Below are 16815 nucleotides of genomic sequence, written 5' to 3'. Positions count from 1 at the left end.
TTCCGCACGGGCAGTAGGATTCGTAGGCTCGTGCGATGGCGCGCCTTTGACCTCACTCTCCGCCGACCCTCCGAGGACGGATTCCGCCATGCCTCGTCCGACCGCCACCCAGCTCGCCTACGGTTCGGCCACCGTCTTTCTCTCCACCCTCGCGATGCTGCTGCTCTCGCAGACGCAGACCGGGATCGGGGTCGCGGTCATCGCCCTGGCCGGGCTCGGCCTCGGACTGCTGGTGGCGATGACGGTCCCGATGCCGGGGGCCGCCCGGGCGGCCCGCCGCGCCGCCGTACGCACCACCGCGCCCGCTGCGCTGCGGGCCGTACCGGCGCCCGTCGAGGCCCGGACCGCCGAGCGCACCGGCTGACGCGGAGTCTTCCGGGGAAGCGGGGACTCAGGCCGTCGAGACCACCACGGTCTTGGCGGCCTTGTCGTGCAGACACTGCTGATACGGCTTGTCCCAGGTGCACCACAGGACGTTGACCAGCCAGAAGATGAAGCCGCAGCACGGCACGACCTCCGGCAGCGTATAGACCGCGGCCCGGATCCAGCCCGCCTGCCCGGCCGGCACCGCACCGTTGGCGAGCATCGCGACCCGGATCTTCATCGCCATCTTGCCGACCGTCTGGCCGCGGCTGGTGAGCATCAGCCCCTCGTAGATCAGATACACCAGCATCGTCACGCCCGAGACGGTGGCCTGTTTGCTGGTCTCGATGCTGCTGGTGCTGGTGTAGTTCGCCCAGCCGACGATCACGTTCATGATCACCCCGACCGGTACGCCGATGATGATCGCGTCGATGATCCGCGCGACGAGGCGGCGGCCGCGGTTGGCCAGCGGCGGCATCCCGGCCAGCGGATCGGCCGCGCCGTACTCGCCCCCGTAAGGGTTGTCGGCATAAGGCGTCTGGGAATACGGGGTCCGGCCCGGTCCGCCCTGGGGACCGCCGCCGGAGGGGCCGCCGCCGGCCGGCGGTTCCTGCGGCTCCGGGGGTTTCTTCCGGAACGGATCGTTCTCCGGCGGTTCATCGGGGCCGGGGCCCGGAGGCTGATCGCTGCTCATGGCCCGAGTCGAACGCCTCGCGCGGGCCGCCGCATCCGGCGACGTCCGTTCGGGGGCATATCGGCCTCGGACGGGCCACGGGGGCGCGTCCGTTCGCCGGACACGCCCCCGCGTTCACCGCAGATGAGGGACCGTCAGTCGGCCGACTCCGTCGCGTCGGCGGCCACGAACGTGCGCGCCAGCTTGTCGTGCCAGCACTGCCGCCAGGGCTTGTCGAACACACACCACACGGCGTTGACGACACCGACGGCCACCAGCCCCAGCACGCTGTAGCACAGCCAGCGCTTGATGACCGCGGCGACGCCCGGGGTGTCATGGGACTCGATGTCCAGCAACCGCAGCCCGCACACCTTCTTGCCCAGGGTGCGGCCCCACTTGAGGGTCGGCAGGACCTCGTAGAGACCGCCGCCCACGAGCAGGACGGCGAGGATGACGGCGAAGATCGGGGTGGTGGTGCCGTCGAGCAGATAGACCGTCACCTCGCGGCCGGACTGCTTGGCGGCCTCCACCTTGGCGTCGATGTGGTCGGTGACGGAGCCCCACAGGGGGACGGCGGCCGCGGCGGTGAGCGCGCCCACCACGGCGGAGTCGATCAGCCGGGCCCCGAGACGGCGGCCGAGCTCGGCCGGGCGGCCCTCCGCCGCCTGCGCGGCGGCGAAGAAGACATCGGCGGCCGGGGGCTTCCAGGGGATGACGCCGTCGGCGCCGGGCACCGCGCCGCCCTGCAGCGGGAAACCGGGCTGCGGGGCGGCGGCCTGCGGGCCGCCCTGGGGACCGGCCTGCGGGGGCAGGCCCTGGCCGGGGATGCCCTGCGGGCCGGGCGGCTGCGCGGCCGGGGCGCCCTGCTGCGGGGCCCCCTGCTGCGGAACGCCCGGCGTCCGGCCGCCGACGGACGGCAGGTCCTGCGGAGCGGCGTTCGAGGGCGCGGCGGACGGGCCGCCGGCGCCGCGCGGCGGCAGCCGGAACGCCATGGTCTCGTTGCCCTTGGCCGGGGCGCCCGCCTCACCGGCGCCGCCCTGGTCCGGCCGTACCGCGCGGAAGGCGGTGGTGCCCTGGTCGGCGGGGGCCGCGCGGCCGGGCTTGACCGCGCGGATCGCGGTGGTGCCCTGATCGCCGGACCCGCGGCCCGGCTTGACGGCGCGGATGGCGACCGTTCCGTCGGCGGGGGCCTCGGGGTGACGGGGCGCGGGGGTGGCGGAGGAGGCCGTACCGGGGACGTCGGCGGCCCCCTCGGGCTGCTGCTCGCCGGGGGCCGCGCCCCAGGAGGCCGCACCGGAGGGCGCGCCGGAGTCGGGCGAGCCCCAGGAGACTCCGCCGAAGCCGCTCTGGCGGGAGGCGTCGGCCTGCCAGGCGGAGGCCGGTTCCGGGCTGGTGCCGTGCAGCCGCGCCGGGTCGTCCCAGCTCGCGGCGGCCGCGCCCGCGACCTCGCCGCCCTGGCGGACGGCCGGCGCGGCGCCGCCGGTGTCCTCGTCGAGGAAGACCGGGCCGGTCTCCTCCACGGAGGGGGCGGGGGCCAAAACCGCGCCGGGCGGCGGGGCGGGCATCGCCTCGCCCTCGGCGGGGGCGGGCCGGCTGGTGCCCGGCACCCATGCGGCACCGTTCCAGTACCGGATGTAGCCGGGGATGGACGGGTCCGGGTAGAAGCCTGGCGTGGGGCTGCCGCCGGCGGATCCTGAGGTAGGGGCGCTCATGTCCGAAGTCCCGTATCTGTACTCGGCCTGGTGGGTGTGGGGTGCAGTCTGCCGCAACGCGGCGTCCACATCTATCAGACCCCGGGTGACATCTGTGCGGATGCCCGCCACGACCACCTGGAAGAGGCCCGCGAAAAAAGTTGTGCGAAGTCGTGTAAGGGTCCGGCGGGTGACGGCTCTCTTCCCGTGCGGCCCCGTTCCGGGTGTCCGCACAAGAACGGAGAAAGGCGGACACCATGCACGACGAACGGCACACCGTGGTGGAACGAGAACTCGAACTGGGCCTGGTCCTGTCGCCGGAGCGCAGCATTCCGGTGCCGGCCCGGCTGATGTACCGGACCGATGACCCTTATGCCGTCCATGTCACCTTCCACATCGGTTCGGACTCCCCCGTCCACTGGACGTTCGCCCGCGAACTGCTCGTCGAGGGCGTGTTCCGGCCGTGCGGCGAGGGGGACGTGCGGGTGTGGCCGACGAAGGCGGACGGCCGCAGCCTGGTGTGCATGGCGCTGACCTCGCCGGACGGCGACGCGCTGGTGGAGGCGCCGGCCGCGGCGGTCTCTGCGTGGCTGGAGCGCACGCTGCGGGTGGTGCCGCCCGGTACGGAGAAGGACCGGCTCGGACTCGACAAAGGACTGAGCGATCTGCTGGCGATGGCGCACGGCGAGGGGACGGGCCCGGACGAGGCATGGGGGCCGCAGGAGTTTCCCGAGGCGGGGGCGTAGCGGGTGGCGGAGTCAGCCGCGGTAGCTCTCCAGCAGCCGCAGCCACACCTCGCTGATCGTCGGATAGGCCGGGACCGCGTGCCACAGCCGCTCGATCGGGATCTCGCCCACGACCGCGACCGTCGCGGAGTGCAGGAGTTCGCCGACGCCGGGGCCGACGAAGGTGACGCCGAGCAGCACCTCGCGGTCCAGGTCGACGATCATGCGGGCGCGGCCGCGGTAGCCGTCGGCGTACAGGGCGGCGCCGGCGACCGCGCCGAGGTCCTGGTCGATGACGCGGACGCGGCGGCCGGCGCGTTCGGCTGCGGCGGCGGTCAGGCCGACCGAGGCGGCTTCGGGGTCGCTGAAGACGACCTGGGGGACGGCGGCGGTGTCGGCGGTGGCGGCGTGGGCGCCCCAGGGGCCGTGGTCGAGGATCGGGACGTTCCGGGCGCGGGCGGCGATGGCGGCGCCCGCGATACGGGCCTGGTATTTGCCTTGGTGGGTGAGGAGGGCCCGGTGGTTGACGTCGCCGACGCCGTAGAGCCAGCCGCCGGGGACGTCCGTCACCAGACAGCTGTCGTCGACCGGGAGCCAGGAGCCCGGTGCGAGGCCGACGGTCTCCAGGCCGACGTCGTCGGTGCGCGGGGCGCGGCCGGTGGCGATCAGCAGTTCGTCGGCGACGATCTCGTCGCCTGAGCCGGTGGCGCCCCGGTCCGCGCCGGATGCGGTGGAGTCCAGGACGACGGTCACCGGGCCGCCGGGGGCCTCGCGGCGGACCTCGGTCACCTCGACCCCGGTCCGCAGGAACACGCCCGCCTCGGCGAGCGATTCGGCGACCAGATGTCCGGCGAACGGCTCCATCCGGGGCAGCAGTCCGTCGCCGCGTACGAGGAGGGTCACCGAGGCGCCCAGGGCGCGCCAGGCGGTGGCCATTTCCACGCCGACGACACCGCCGCCGACCACCACCAGCCGGCCCGGCACGGTCTTCGCGCTGGTCGCGTCCCGGCTGGTCCAGGGCCTGGCGTCGGCCAGCCCGGGGATGGCGGGGAGCACCGGGCGGCTGCCGGTGCACACCGCGACCGCATGCCGCGCCCGGAGTACCCGGTCGCCGACGCTGACCTGGTGCGGGCCGGCCAGCCGGGCGTGTCCGCGGACGAGTTCGATACCGGCCGTCTCCAGCCAGCGCACCTGGCCGTCGTCCTTCCAGTGCGAGGCGAAGGCGTCGCGGTGGCCGAGGACGGCGGGGGCGTCGAGCGGGCCGGCCGCCGCATCGGCCAGGCCCGGCACCCGGCGGGCCTCGGAGCGGGCGGTGACCGGCCGCAGCAGGGCTTTGCTGGGCATGCAGGCCCAGTAGGAGCATTCGCCGCCGACCAGTTCGCTCTCCATGATCGCCACGCTCAGTCCGGCGGCATGGGCCCGGTCGGCGACGTTCTCGCCGGTGGGACCGGCGCCCAGCACCAGGACGTCATGGGTGGCTTCGGTGGCTGCCATCGGCTCGTCGCTCTCCCTGCGGGGGCGGGATGGCCCGGCGGACCCTTTCCCCCATCCTCGGCCCGGGCGGCCGTCAGCGCATCCGGCCGTCGATGGCTTCCTTGGCCTCGGCCAGTCCGGCGCCGGTGAGATCGCGGTACGCCTTGATCGCGTGGATCTTCTTGTCCTGGGCCAGCAGCTCGTCGATCTCCTTGAAGGCGAGTTCGGCGGTCGAGTCCTCGACGCCGAGGTGCTCCAGCATCAGGTCGATCTTGCGGTCCAGCATCCGCAGCCTGCGTTCGGCGACCTTGGCGCGGCGGTCGGTGTTCGAGACCACGGTGGCAATGGAGAGCACGACGAGGACTATCCCGGGAATCAGAGTTTCCATGCAGGAAAGTCTACAGTCAGAGTTTCCCGACAGGAAAGTCGCGGGGGCCCGCGCCGGACAGGGCGCCGGCGGCCAACAGACCGACTCAGAACAGCTTGCCCGGGTTGAGGATGCCCAGCGGGTCGAAGACGTCCTTGATGCCGCGCTGCAACTCCAGGCCCACCGGCCCCAGTTCGCGGGCGAGCCAGTCCTTCTTCAGGACGCCCACGCCGTGTTCGCCGGTGATGGTGCCGCCGAGGGAGAGGCCCAGGGCCATGATCTCGTCGAAGGATTCGCGGGCGCGGCGCTCCTCGTCGGCGTCGGCCGGGTCGAAGCAGACCAGGGGGTGGGTGTTGCCGTCGCCCGCGTGGGCGCAGACGCCGATGGTCAGGCCGTACTTCTCGGCGATGGCGGTGGTGCCCTCCAGCATGTCGGCGAGCCGGGAGCGGGGGACGCAGACGTCGTCGATCAGCATGGCGGGCTTGATCCGTTCCAGCGCGGTGAAGGTCATCCGGCGGGCCTGGAGCAGCAGGTCGGACTCGGCGGCGTTCTCGGCGGGGACGACCTGGGTGGCGCCGGCCTCCTCGCACAGGGCGCCGACGGCGGCGAGGTCGGCGGACGGGTCGGGGGTGTCGAAGGCGGCGAGCAGGAGGACTTCGGTGGTCTCGGGCAGGCCCATCTGTGCCATGTCGTTGACGGCGCGGATGCTGGTGCGGTCCATCAGCTCCAGCAGCGAGGGGACGTGGCCGCGGGCCATGATCTCGGAGACGGCCCGGCCGGCCGCGGTCACGGAATCGAACTCGGCGACCAGGGCGAGCTGTTGGGGCGGGCTGGGCCTCAGGGCCAGGGTGGCGCGGACGACGACGCCGAGGCTGCCCTCGGAGCCCACGAAGAGGCGGGTGAGGTCGTAGCCCGCCACGCCCTTGGCGGTGCGGCGGCCGGTCGTCAGCAGGCGGCCGTCGGCGAGGACGACGTCCAGCCCGAGGACGTACTCCGCGGTGACGCCGTATTTGACGCAGCACAGGCCGCCGGCGGCGGTGCCGATGTTGCCGCCGATGGTGCACATCTCCCAACTGGAGGGATCCGGCGGGTAGGAGAGGCCGTGTGCGGCGACGGCGCGGGAGAGGGCGGCGTTGATGACGCCGGGTTCGACGACCGCGAGCCGGTCGACGGGGTTGATCTCCAGGATGCGGTCCATCTTGACCAGGGACAGCACGATGCAGCCGTCGCCCGCGTTGGCGGCGCCCGACACCCCCGTACGGGCCCCCTGGGGGACGACGGGCACCCGCAGGGCGGTCGCCGTGCGCATCACATGCTGGACCTGTTCGACGGTGCGCGGCAGCACGACCACGGCGGGCGCGCCCGCCGCACAGAAGTTGGCCATGTCGCGGGCGTAGGAGCCGGTGACCTCGGGATCGGTGAGGACGGCTTCTTCGGGGAGCCCGGCGCGCAGTTGTCCGATGAGATCCATGACCTCAGCCTCGCACCGGTGGGCCGTACGCGGAAGATCGCGTACGGCCCACAGGGCGACCAGCGCACAGCGCTGTCTTCTGGGGGTGGAGGTCGGGTGACGGGCGGGCGCCTCAGAGGTTTCCGCGGCGCTCCTGCTCCCTCTCGATCGCCTCGAAGAGGGCCTTGAAGTTGCCCTTGCCGAAGCCCATGGAGCCGTGCCGCTCGATCATCTCGAAGAAGACGGTGGGACGGTCCTGGACCGGCTTGGTGAAGATCTGGAGCAGATAGCCGTCCTCGTCGCGGTCCACGAGGATCTTCAGCTCCCGCAGCGTCTCGACGGGCACCCGGGTCTCGCCGGCCCAGTCGCCGAGGGTGTCGTAGTAGGTGTCCGGGGTGTCGAGGAACTCCACACCGGCCGCCCGCATGGCCCGTACGGTGGCGACGATGTCGTTGGTGGCCAGGGCGATGTGCTGGACGCCGGGGCCGCCGTAGAACTCCAGGTACTCGTCGATCTGGGACTTCTTCTTGGCGATGGCGGGCTCGTTGAGCGGGAACTTCACCTTGCGGGTGCCGTCGGCGACGACCTTGGACATCAGGGCGGAGTATTCGGTGGCGATGTCGTCGCCGACGAACTCCTTCATATTGGTGAAGCCCATGACGTTGTTGTAGAAGGCGACCCACTCGTCCATCTTGCCGAGTTCGACGTTGCCGACGCAGTGGTCGATGGCCTGGAAGCGGCGCGGGCCGGGTTCGACGATGGGGCCGGCGGCGACGAATCCGGGCAGGTAGGGGCCGTCGTAGCCGGTGCGTTCGACCAGGGTGTGGCGGGTCTGGCCGTAGGTGGCGATGACGGCGCGGACGACCGTGCCGTGCTCGTCCTTGGTCTCGTAGGGCTCGGTCAGGCCGTCGGCGCCGTGCTCGATGGCGTAGGCGTAGGCGGCGCGGGCGTCGGGGACCTCGATGGACAGGTCGATGACACCGTCACCGTGTGCGGCGACATGGTCGGCGAGGAAGCGGCCCCAGTCGGTGGCGGGCTTGATGACCGAGGTGAAGACGAATCGGGCGCCGCCGGATTCCAGGACGTAACTGGCGGTCTCGCGGCTGCCGTTCTCCGGTCCGCTGTAGGCGACGCGCTTCATGCCGAAGGCGGTGGAGTAGTAGTGGGCGGCCTGCTTGGCGTTGCCGACGGCGAAGACGACCGCGTCCATCCCCTTGACCGGGAAGGGGTCGGCCTGCCGGGCCGTGGCGGGGGTGGTGGGCTGGGTGTGCATCGTGGTGTCTGCCATGGCGGCAGAGTCCCTCTCATCCACAAGGTGCGCAATAGTTTCCGCATGTGCTGGGCATTATGTAGAGCGATACCGCGAGTACGCCGGTCTATCTGTACATCATGACCACGGAAAAGGGAGGCGGGAGCGATGGCGATCGATCATTTGGACGGAGCGCTGCTGGAACTGCTGGCCAAGGAGCCGCGGATCGGGGTGCTGGAGGCGTCGCGGCGGCTGGGGGTGGCACGCGGGACGGTGCAGGCGCGGCTGGACCGGCTTCAGTCGAACGGAGTCATCAGGGGTTTTGGCCCGGAGGTGGACCCGGCGGCGCTGGGCTATCCGGTGACCGCGTTCGCCACGCTGGAGATCAAACAGGGCCAAGGAAGCGATATCCGCGCCCACTTGGCGACCGTTCCCGAAGTACTGGAACTGCATACAACGACGGGACATGGGGACATGCTCTGCAGGCTGGTTGCGCGTTCCAACGCGGATCTACAGCGTGTGATCGACCTGGTTGTCGGCTTTGATGGCATCGTGCGCGCTTCTACGGCAATCGTCATGGAAAATCCGGTTCCGCTGCGCATCATCCCCCTGGTGAAGCAGGCATCGGGGGACTGACCGAGGGGAGCGCCGAGTGAGCTTCTGGGAGTACGTCGGCACCCGGCACACCCAGCTGCTGGCGGACACGTATCAGCACGCCAGCGTGGTCTTCCAGTGCATGGTGCTGGCCACCTTGCTGGGCATGCTGATCGGGGTGGCCACCTACCGCAGCGAATGGGCGGGCTCGCTCGCCACCACCTCGACCGCCACCATCCTGACCATTCCCTCGCTGGCCCTGATCGGTCTGCTCATCCCGATCGTGGGCCTCGGCGTCCCCCCGACGGTCATCGCCCTGACGCTCTACGGGCTGCTGCCGGTGGTCCGTAACGCCATCGTCGGGCTGCGCGGGGTGGACCCGGCGCTGGTGGACGCGGCCAAGGGCATCGGGATGTCGCGCGCCGCCCGGCTGCTGCGGGTCGAACTCCCACTGGCCTGGCCGCCGATCCTCACCGGCATCCGGGTCGCCACCCAGATGCTGATGGGCATCGCCGCCATCGCCGCCTTCGCCTCCGGCCCCGGCCTGGGCAACGAGATCTTCCGCGGGATCGCCTCGCTGGGCAGCGCCAACTCGCTCAACCAGGTGCTCGCCGGCACCGTCGGGATCGTCATCCTCGCCCTGCTCTTCGACGCCGCGTACGTCCTGATCGGACGTCTGACCATCTCCAGGGGGATCCGTGCCTGAGCCGTCCGGGACCAGCACCACCACGCCACCGGCCGGGACGACCGGTGCCCGCATCCATCTGGAGAACCTGACGAAGACCTATCCGGGGAGCCATGCCCCCGCGGTGGACAACGTCAACATGGAGGTCAAGGCCGGCGAGATCGTGATCTTCGTCGGGCCGTCCGGATGCGGGAAGTCCACCACCCTGAAGATGATCAACCGGCTGATCGAGCCGACGTCCGGACGGATCCGCATCGGCGACGAGGACGTCACCGACATGGACCCGGTCAGACTGCGGCGCAAGGTCGGCTACGCCATCCAGGCGTCCGGGCTGTTCCCCCATATGACCGTCGCGCAGAACATCGCCCTCGTACCGAAGATGATCGGCTGGTCCAGGGCCAGGGTCGCCTCCCGGGTCGAGGAGATGCTCGATCTGGTGGGCCTGGACCCGCGCGAGTTCCACGGCCGTTATCCGCGCCAGCTCTCCGGCGGCCAGCAGCAGCGCGTCGGCGTCGCCCGCGCGCTGGCCGCCGATCCGCCCGTGCTGCTGATGGACGAGCCGTTCGGCGCGGTCGACCCGATCACCCGCGACCACCTCCAGGACGAGCTGATCCGCCTCCAGCACGAGCTGCACAAGACCATCTGCTTCGTCACCCACGACTTCGACGAGGCCATCAAGCTCGGCGACCGCATCGCGGTCCTGCGCGAGCGCTCGCATATCGCCCAGTTCGACACCCCCGAGGCCATCCTCACCAACCCGGCGGACGATTTCGTCTCCGGCTTCGTCGGCGCGGGCGCGGCGCTCAAGCGGCTCAATCTCAGCCGCGTACGGGATGTGGGTGTGGTCGACTTCCCGACGGCCGGTATCGACGACCCCCTCCAGGACATCTTCGACCTGCTGCGCAACGGGTCCACCAACGAACTGCTGCTGCTCGACCGCAACCGCCGTCCGTACAAATGGCTGCGCCGCGGCGACCTCGCCCGCGCCAAGCAGTCGCTGGCGCGGGCCGGAACGCTGGTGACCGACACCGTCACCCGGGACGCCACGCTGCGCGATGCGCTGGAGGCGGTGCTCACCGACAACGCCGGGCGGGTCGCGGTCACCGGGCGGCGCGGGGAGTACACCGGCGTGGTCGACATGGAGACACTGATGAACACCGTCCATGAGCTGCTGGAGGCCGACCGGCTGGAGGCCCTGGAGCATCAGCACCAGCTCCAGGAACAGCGGCACCGCGAGACCCTGCTGGCGCAGGAGGGGCTGGACACCGGCGAGGGCGGGGCGGGGGGCGCGGCATGACCCCGCGCGGCAGCGGCGACGGCGCGGGACCGGGCGGAGGGCGGGCGCCGGACGGGCACGGGGTGGAGGGCCTGGCCCATCTGGACGACGCCGACATGGCGGAGCGGGAGACGGCCTCCGGGGAGGCACCGCTGCGCGCCCCGGCCGCCGGCGCCCGCCGGATCAGCTGGCAGAAGTGGACCTTCATGCCGGCCTTCCTGGTGGCCGCGCTGCTCGCCACCTGGCTGTGGTTCCGCGGCGCCCGGCTGGACTCCATCGCCCACCAGGCCGTCGACAACGGCAAGGTGTGGCTGGCGCTGCGCCAGCACATCCAGCTCACCGCCGTCTCCACCTTCTTCGTCCTGATCATCGCGATCCCGCTGGGCATCGCCCTGACCCGGGCGAGGCTGCGCCGGGCGACCCCCTTCGCCATGGCCGTCGCCAACCTCGGCCAGGCCGTGCCCGCCCTGGGTCTGCTGGTGCTGCTGGTCATCTGGCTGGGCATCGGTGCGCGCTCGGCCATCGTCGGCATGGTCATCTACGCGGTGCTGCCGGTGCTGGCCAACACCATCGCCGGGCTGCGCGGTATCGATCCGACGCTGACGGAGGCGGCCCGCGGTATCGGCATGTCCCCGATGGGCGTGCTGCGCAAGGTGGAACTGCCGCTGGCCGTCCCCCTGATCCTGGCGGGCGTGCGCACCGCGCTGGTCCTGAACGTCGGCACCGCGACGCTGGCGACCTTCGGCGGCGGTGGCGGCCTGGGCGATCTGATCTCGGCGGGCATCATCACCCAGCGGATGCCCGTGCTGATCCTGGGCTCGGTGCTCACCGTGGCGCTGGCGCTGCTCGTCGAATGGCTGGCCTCGCTGGCCGAACTGCTGCTGCGGCCGCGCGGACTGGAGGGGACGAACTGATGGCGCCGAGCCGAACGACCCGCCGCCACCTGCCCGGGGGGCGCATCCTCCCCCAGCTACCGCTGGGCGGTGCCCCCGGCCCGCGCGCCCGTACCGCCGCCGTCGCGCTGGCCGGACTGCTGCTCGCCGTGGCCGCCGTGAGCGGCTGCGGGCTGGTCAGCGGCAGCCCGATGAGCGACAACGTCAGGCCCGGCGCGGTCGGCCGGGGCCTGCCGCTCAAGGGCGCCACACTCACCGTGACGTCCAAGGAGTTCACCGAGAACATCGTCCTCGGCCAGATCATGGGCCTGGTCTTCAAGGCGGCCGGCGCCACCGTCATCGACAAGACCAACATCCAGGGCACCATCGGCGCCCGTGAGGCGGTGCGCACCGGCACCGCGGACGGGATGTACGAGTACACCGGCACCGGCTGGATCACCCACCTCGGCCACACCAAGCCGATCCCCGACATCCACGAGCAGTGGGTGGCGGTGCGCGACGCGGACCGCAGGAACGGCATCGTCTGGCTGCCGCAGTCCCGCCTGAACAACACCTATGCGCTGGCCCTGAACGCCGCCAACCTCAAGAAGTACCCGGTCAAGACCCTTTCGGACGTCGCCGCGCTGCTCAAGAAGAACCCCGGCGCGGTCACCCTGTGCGTGGAGAACGAGTTCGCCACCCGCAACGACGGCCTGCCGGGCATGGCCAGGACGTACGGCATGACCATCCCCTCCAGCCATATCCGCAAGATGACCGGCGGCGTCGTCTACACCGAGGCGTCCCAGGGCACGTCGTGCACCTTCGGCGAGGTCTTCACCACCGACGGCCGGATCGGTGTGATGGGGCTGAAGGTCCTCGCCGACGACAGGCACTTCTTCCCGAACTACAACGCCGCGCCCGAGATGAACGCCGCGACGATGAAGAAGTACCCGCAGATCGCCGCCCTGTTGGCGCCGGTCACCAAGGCCCTGAACAACACCGTCGCCCAGGAACTCAACCGCAAGGTGGACGTGGACGGCCAGGACCCGCACGAGGTCGCGAAGGCGTGGCTGGTCAGGGAGGGGTTCATCAAGGAGGGCGGCGGATAGCGCGATAGGGGTTCGGGATGCCCCCAAGATCACGTATGGTTCATGCTGCCCAAAACGAACATCTGTTGCAGTCGCCGCGGCAGTGACCACACCGCAGCAGTGACCACACAGGGGGAAGGAACAACTCCATGAAGGCATCCCGCATCCGCCGCCGCCTCGCCGGCGCCGCCACCGTCGCCGCGCTGGTCGGCACCGGCGTCCTGGCCGCCGCGCCCACGGCCTCGGCCAAGGCCAACCTGCTGGCCATCAACAAGGTCTCGCTCGACAAGTCGAGCCCGGAGCTGAACATCAAGTACTCCTGCGACACCGGCGTGAACCTCCAGGTGACCGGCTACGCCACCAAGATCACCGGCGGGAAGAAGAGCGCCGCGGGAGCCATCGACGCGGCCAAGCTCACCTGCGACTTCGAGACCCGCACCGTGCTGATGAAGCTCACGCCGGCCGGCAAGGGCTTCGTCAAGGGCGACAAGGTGAAGGTCACCGTCTTCTACTGGGACGAGAACGGCTCGTTCTCCACCCAGTCCGAGGAAGCCATCGCCACCCTCTGAGCACGGCGGTAACCGCCCGGGCCCTCACCTTCGGCTAGCCGGGGCAACTCGGCACGCTGCCGCCGGAGTTGAGGGCCTTCAGGGCCCGCACCGCGCCGTCCAGGCTGGTGACGGGAATCAGCCGCATGCCCCGGGGCAGCTCGGCCCGGGCGTCCGTGCACTCCGCCCGGGGGACCAGGAAGACGGTGGCGCCGTCGCGCTGCGCCGCCTGGGTCTTGAGCGGGACGCCGCCGACCGCGCCGACCGCGCCGTCCGCGGTGATGGTGCCGGTGCCCGCGATCTTCCGGCCGCCGGTCAGATCGCCGCCCTTGCCGTCACCGGCCATCTTGTCGACGATGCCCAGCGCGAACATCAGCCCGGCACTGGGCCCGCCGACATCCGCCAGGCTCAGCGCGACCTTGAGGTCCTTGGGCGATGTGCCCAGCTGGTGGAGGGCGGCGGCGGTGGCCGAATCCTGCGAGTGCTTCATCTGCTGGGCGTTGTGCTCCGCGATCTCCTCGGTGTTGTTGCCCACCGGGTAGACCGCCTCGCGCGGCATCGCCGCCTCGTCCGTACGGAACCAGGCCGTCACGATGTCCGGCAGACGCACGGAGGCGGCCGGGCCGGTGGCGACGATCGAGGTCATCCGCAGCTGCCCGGTCGTCTTACGGGTACCGGCACCGGTGATGGTGATCACCGGCTTGCCCTTGTCCTGACCGAGCACATTGGCCGTCATCCCCGGATAGGCGACGGAGTACGGCAGCGGCACGAGGGCAGCGGTCAGAAGGAGGCCGAGGACGGGGGCGGAGCAGACCGCCAGGGCGCGAGCGCGTGGAGACACGCCGCCAGCCTAAATGACCCCCGCCCCCACAGCCCCTTGAGGCGCCGGGCGTCACGACTCGGCCACCACGCCTTCACACACGTCACCGCGGGCCGGGCGGCTCACCGCAGCGCCTCCGACACCTCCCGGGCCGCCTCGACCACCCGCGGCCCGATCCGTTCGGAGACGGTGTCGGCGAGCATCACCACGCCCACGCTGCCCTCGATGCCGCTCACCCCGACCAGCGGTGCCGCCGCACCGCTGGCGCCGGCCTCCAACTCCCCGTGCGTCAGGGCCAGTCCGCCGTCCTGGATGAGGCCCTGGCGGGCCTTGAGGATGGCCCGGCCGGCCGCGCCGCGGTCCAGCGGATGACGGAAACCGGCCCGGTAGGCGACGTGGTAGTCCGTCCAGGTGGGCTCCACCACCGCGACGGCCAGCGCTTCGGAGCCGTCGACGAGGGTGAGATGGGCGGTGGCCCCGATGTCCTCGGCGAGCGCGCGCAGCGCGGGCAGCGCCGCCTCTCTGACCAGCGGATGCACCTGGCGGCCCAGGCGCAGCACGCCGAGGCCGACCCGGGCCCGGCCGCCGATGTCCCGGCGCACCAGGGCGTGCTGCTCCAGCGTGGCGAGCAGGCGGTAGACGACGGTGCGGTTGACGCCGAGCTTGTTGGACAGCTCGGTGACGGTCAGCCCGTGGTCGGTGTCGGCGAGAAGTTTGAGGACACGCAGTCCCCGGTCAAGCGTCTGGGAGGTCTCCGCGGTCACGACGCCCCCTCCTGGTTCGGTTGGCGGCGCTCCTCACCCGCGGTGCTGCGTGTCCCGATGCAGCGTCGCAAGAGGCCGCCGGCCCCATGTGGCCCGGCTGCGCTCCGCGGCGGCGCTGCCACGGGGCGTGTGCGTGAGCGGGACAGTAGCGAGCAAGTCCGGTCAGCGGAAGAGTCCGTCCAGAATCCGGGCCACGGAGCCCGGAACGCCCCAAAAGATCCCGGGAATGACGGAGGGCGGCGCATCCTGAAAGGTGCACCGCCCATTACGTGAGACGTCGGGCCACGGCGCTCAGCGCATCCGGGTGGCCCACTCCCGTACCTTCTTGATCCGCTCGCTCAGCTGCCCGGCGGTGGCCTCCGCGCTGGGCGGCCCGCCACACACCCGCCGCAGCTCGGTGTGGATCACCCCGTGCGGTTTACCGCTCTGGTGCACATACGCGCCGACCAGCGTGTTCAGCTGCTTACGGAGCTCCAGCAGCTCCTTGTGCGTGACCACCGGCCGCCGCTCGGCGGGTATCTCCAGCAGATCCGCCTCCGCATCCGGCTTCTTCCGGCTGTGCGCGATCTGCCGGGCCTGCCGCTTCTGGAGCAGCATCTGCACCTGGTCCGGCTCCAGCAGCCCGGGGATGCCGAGGTAGTCCTGCTCCTCCTCGCTGCCCGCATGCGCCTGCATGCCGAATTCCGCACCGTCGTAGAGCACCCGGTCGAAGACCGCCTCCGACTCCAGCGCCTCGAACGAGAACTGCTCCTGCTCGCCGGTGTCCTCGTCCTGCTCCTTGTTCGCCTCGTCCATTTCCTTCTCGGACTCGGCGTAGGGGTCTTCCTCCCCGTCCTTCTTCGGCTTGTCGAGCACATGATCGCGCTCGACCTCCATCTCGTTGGCGAAGCCGAGCAGCATCGGAACGGTCGGCAGGAACACCGAAGCGGTCTCGCCGCGCCTCCTGGACCGTACGAAACGGCCCACGGCCTGCGCGAAGAACAGCGGGGTGGAGATCGTCGTGGCATACACGCCGACCGCCAGCCGCGGTACGTCGACGCCCTCGGACACCATGCGCACCGCGACCATCCACCGGTCGTCGGAGTGCGAGAAGTCGTCGATGCGCTGGGAGGCGCCGGAGTCGTCGGACAGCACGAGGGTGGCGCCGTGCCCGGTGATCTCGCGGATCAGCTTGGCGTAGGCGCGGGCCTGCTCCTGGTCGGAGGCGATGACCAGGGCGCCCGCGTCCGGAATGGACTTCCTGACCTCGGTCAGCCGCTGGTCCGCCGCACGCAGCACATTCGGCATCCAGTCGCCGCGCGGATCCAGGGCCGTACGCCACGCCTGGGAGACCGCGTCCTTGGTCATCGGCTCCCCGAGCCGGGCCGCGATCTCGTCGCCCGCCTTGGTCCGCCAGCGCATGTTGCCGCTGTAGGAGAGGAAGATCACCGGCCGGACGACGCCGTCCCCCAGCGCGTTCCCATATCCGTAGGTGTAGTCGGCGGAGGATCGCCGGATCCCGTCGTTCCCCTCCTCGTACGTCACGAACGGGATGGGGTTGGTGTCGGACCGGAACGGCGTACCGGTCAGCGCGAGCCGCCGGGTGGCCGGCTCGAACGCCTCCAGGCACGCCTCGCCCCACGACTTCGAGTCACCGGCGTGGTGGATCTCGTCCAGGATGACCAGGGTCTTGCGCTGCTCGATGCGGTTGCGGTGCAGCATCGGCCGGACGCCGACGCCCGCGTAGGTGATCGCGATGCCGTGGTACTCGCGGCCGAGCGGACCCGCGCTGTACTCCGGGTCGAGCTTGATCCCGATCCGGGCCGCCGCCTCCGCCCACTGCTTCTTGAGATGCTCGGTCGGTGCGACGACCGTCACCTGCTGCACGACGTGGTGGTGCAGCAGCCACGACGCGAGGGTGAGCGCAAAGGTCGTCTTACCGGCGCCGGGCGTCGCGACGGCGAGGAAGTCCCTGGGCTGGGTCTGGATGTACCGGTCCATGGCCGCCTGCTGCCAGGCGCGCAGCTTGTTCGCGGTACCCCAGGGGGCCCGTCCCGGGAAGGCCGGGGACAGGTGGTGGTTGTTGGTGGCGCTGGTGGTGGTAGTCACGGTCTCCGTCGGGCGTGGTCGGCGGCGAATCGGCCGCCCAGCCTAGCGGCTGGTCTCTCCCCACGTTGTTGGCCGTCCCGCCGTGGGGG

Annotated in this window: 17 protein-coding genes; 8 read left to right on the top strand and 9 right to left on the bottom strand. The window is 71.2% G+C overall.

Features of this window, described 5'->3' with window-relative positions; genetic code table 11:
• The first annotated feature begins 88 nt into the window (after positions 1–88).
• Positions 89–364 carry a hypothetical protein gene (locus SNA_RS05380; RefSeq protein WP_030069256.1) on the top strand — a complete coding sequence of 92 codons (276 nt, stop codon included), beginning with the start codon at positions 89–91 and terminating at the stop codon, positions 362–364.
• Positions 365–391: 27 nt separating this feature from the next.
• Here the strand turns inward: SNA_RS05380 and SNA_RS05375 are convergent, their stop codons facing one another.
• Together SNA_RS05375 and SNA_RS05370 are read right to left on the bottom strand one after the other, a co-directional pair.
• Positions 392–1057: an RDD family protein gene (locus tag SNA_RS05375; protein ID WP_030069258.1), complete on the bottom strand. Its 666-nt coding sequence runs from the start codon at positions 1055–1057 to the stop codon at positions 392–394.
• A gap of 134 nt (positions 1058–1191) precedes the next feature.
• Positions 1192–2748: an RDD family protein gene (locus SNA_RS05370; RefSeq protein ID WP_044363541.1), complete on the bottom strand. Its 1557-nt coding sequence runs from the start codon at positions 2746–2748 to the stop codon at positions 1192–1194.
• A 236-nt stretch (positions 2749–2984) separates the two neighbouring features.
• Here SNA_RS05370 and SNA_RS05365 point away from each other — a divergent pair, with 236 nt between their 5' ends.
• Positions 2985–3473: an SsgA family sporulation/cell division regulator gene (locus SNA_RS05365; RefSeq protein ID WP_030069264.1), complete on the top strand. Its 489-nt coding sequence runs from the start codon at positions 2985–2987 to the stop codon at positions 3471–3473.
• Positions 3474–3485: 12 nt separating this feature from the next.
• Here SNA_RS05365 and SNA_RS05360 read toward each other — a convergent pair whose 3' ends face one another.
• The 4 genes from SNA_RS05360 to hppD form a co-directional block, all read right to left on the bottom strand.
• The gene (locus SNA_RS05360; RefSeq protein ID WP_044363539.1) at positions 3486–4946 is read right to left on the bottom strand and encodes a dihydrolipoyl dehydrogenase family protein; all 1461 of its coding nucleotides are present in this window, start codon (positions 4944–4946) and stop codon (positions 3486–3488) included.
• A gap of 73 nt (positions 4947–5019) precedes the next feature.
• Complete coding sequence (locus SNA_RS05355) at positions 5020–5313, bottom strand: ribosomal protein L7/L12 (protein ID WP_030069266.1); 294 nt, start codon at positions 5311–5313, stop codon at positions 5020–5022.
• A gap of 85 nt (positions 5314–5398) precedes the next feature.
• Positions 5399–6763 (bottom strand): FAD-binding oxidoreductase, encoded by a 1365-nt coding sequence (locus SNA_RS05350; protein ID WP_044363537.1) that lies wholly within the window; start codon positions 6761–6763, stop codon positions 5399–5401.
• Between the two features lie 112 nt (positions 6764–6875).
• Positions 6876–8030 (bottom strand): 4-hydroxyphenylpyruvate dioxygenase, encoded by a 1155-nt coding sequence (gene hppD / locus SNA_RS05345; protein WP_030069268.1) that lies wholly within the window; start codon positions 8028–8030, stop codon positions 6876–6878.
• A 129-nt stretch (positions 8031–8159) separates the two neighbouring features.
• On the opposite strand from hppD, the gene SNA_RS05340 reads away from it, so the two are divergent.
• The 6 genes from SNA_RS05340 to SNA_RS05315 all read left to right on the top strand — a co-directional run bounded on the left by SNA_RS05340 (position 8160) and on the right by SNA_RS05315 (position 13075).
• The gene (locus SNA_RS05340; protein WP_030069270.1) at positions 8160–8627 is read left to right on the top strand and encodes an Lrp/AsnC family transcriptional regulator; all 468 of its coding nucleotides are present in this window, start codon (positions 8160–8162) and stop codon (positions 8625–8627) included.
• Positions 8628–8643: 16 nt separating this feature from the next.
• The gene (locus tag SNA_RS05335; RefSeq protein WP_030069271.1) at positions 8644–9291 is read left to right on the top strand and encodes an ABC transporter permease; all 648 of its coding nucleotides are present in this window, start codon (positions 8644–8646) and stop codon (positions 9289–9291) included.
• Positions 9284–10567: a betaine/proline/choline family ABC transporter ATP-binding protein gene (locus SNA_RS05330; RefSeq protein ID WP_030069274.1), complete on the top strand. Its 1284-nt coding sequence runs from the start codon at positions 9284–9286 to the stop codon at positions 10565–10567. Before SNA_RS05335 ends, SNA_RS05330 begins: the two co-directional genes overlap by 8 nt.
• Complete coding sequence (locus SNA_RS05325) at positions 10564–11460, top strand: ABC transporter permease (RefSeq protein ID WP_030069275.1); 897 nt, start codon at positions 10564–10566, stop codon at positions 11458–11460. Before SNA_RS05330 ends, SNA_RS05325 begins: the two co-directional genes overlap by 4 nt.
• A complete protein-coding gene (locus tag SNA_RS05320; RefSeq protein WP_078969698.1) occupies positions 11460–12527 on the top strand; it encodes a glycine betaine ABC transporter substrate-binding protein in 1068 nt (355 codons plus the stop codon). Before SNA_RS05325 ends, SNA_RS05320 begins: the two co-directional genes overlap by 1 nt.
• A gap of 128 nt (positions 12528–12655) precedes the next feature.
• On the top strand, positions 12656–13075 hold the full coding sequence (locus tag SNA_RS05315; protein WP_030069279.1) for a hypothetical protein: 420 nt from the start codon (positions 12656–12658) through the stop codon (positions 13073–13075).
• A 34-nt stretch (positions 13076–13109) separates the two neighbouring features.
• Here the strand turns inward: SNA_RS05315 and SNA_RS05310 are convergent, their stop codons facing one another.
• The 3 genes from SNA_RS05310 to SNA_RS05300 form a co-directional block, all read right to left on the bottom strand.
• Positions 13110–13895, bottom strand: coding sequence for a S16 family serine protease (locus SNA_RS05310; protein WP_030069281.1), 786 nt, complete (start codon positions 13893–13895; stop codon positions 13110–13112).
• A gap of 101 nt (positions 13896–13996) precedes the next feature.
• Entirely contained in the window at positions 13997–14638 is a 642-nt protein-coding gene (locus SNA_RS05305; protein ID WP_030069282.1) for an IclR family transcriptional regulator, read from the bottom strand.
• Between the two features lie 291 nt (positions 14639–14929).
• Complete coding sequence (locus SNA_RS05300; RefSeq protein WP_030069283.1) at positions 14930–16726, bottom strand: DEAD/DEAH box helicase; 1797 nt, start codon at positions 16724–16726, stop codon at positions 14930–14932.
• Positions 16727–16815: the final 89 nt, after the last annotated feature.

This window comes from Streptomyces natalensis ATCC 27448, assembly GCF_000935125.1.
In the GTDB taxonomy this organism is placed as follows: Bacteria; Actinomycetota; Actinomycetes; order Streptomycetales; family Streptomycetaceae; genus Streptomyces; species Streptomyces natalensis.
The sequence above is the reverse complement of the archived record's forward strand: the minus strand, read 5'-3'. Positions and strand labels throughout refer to the sequence as shown.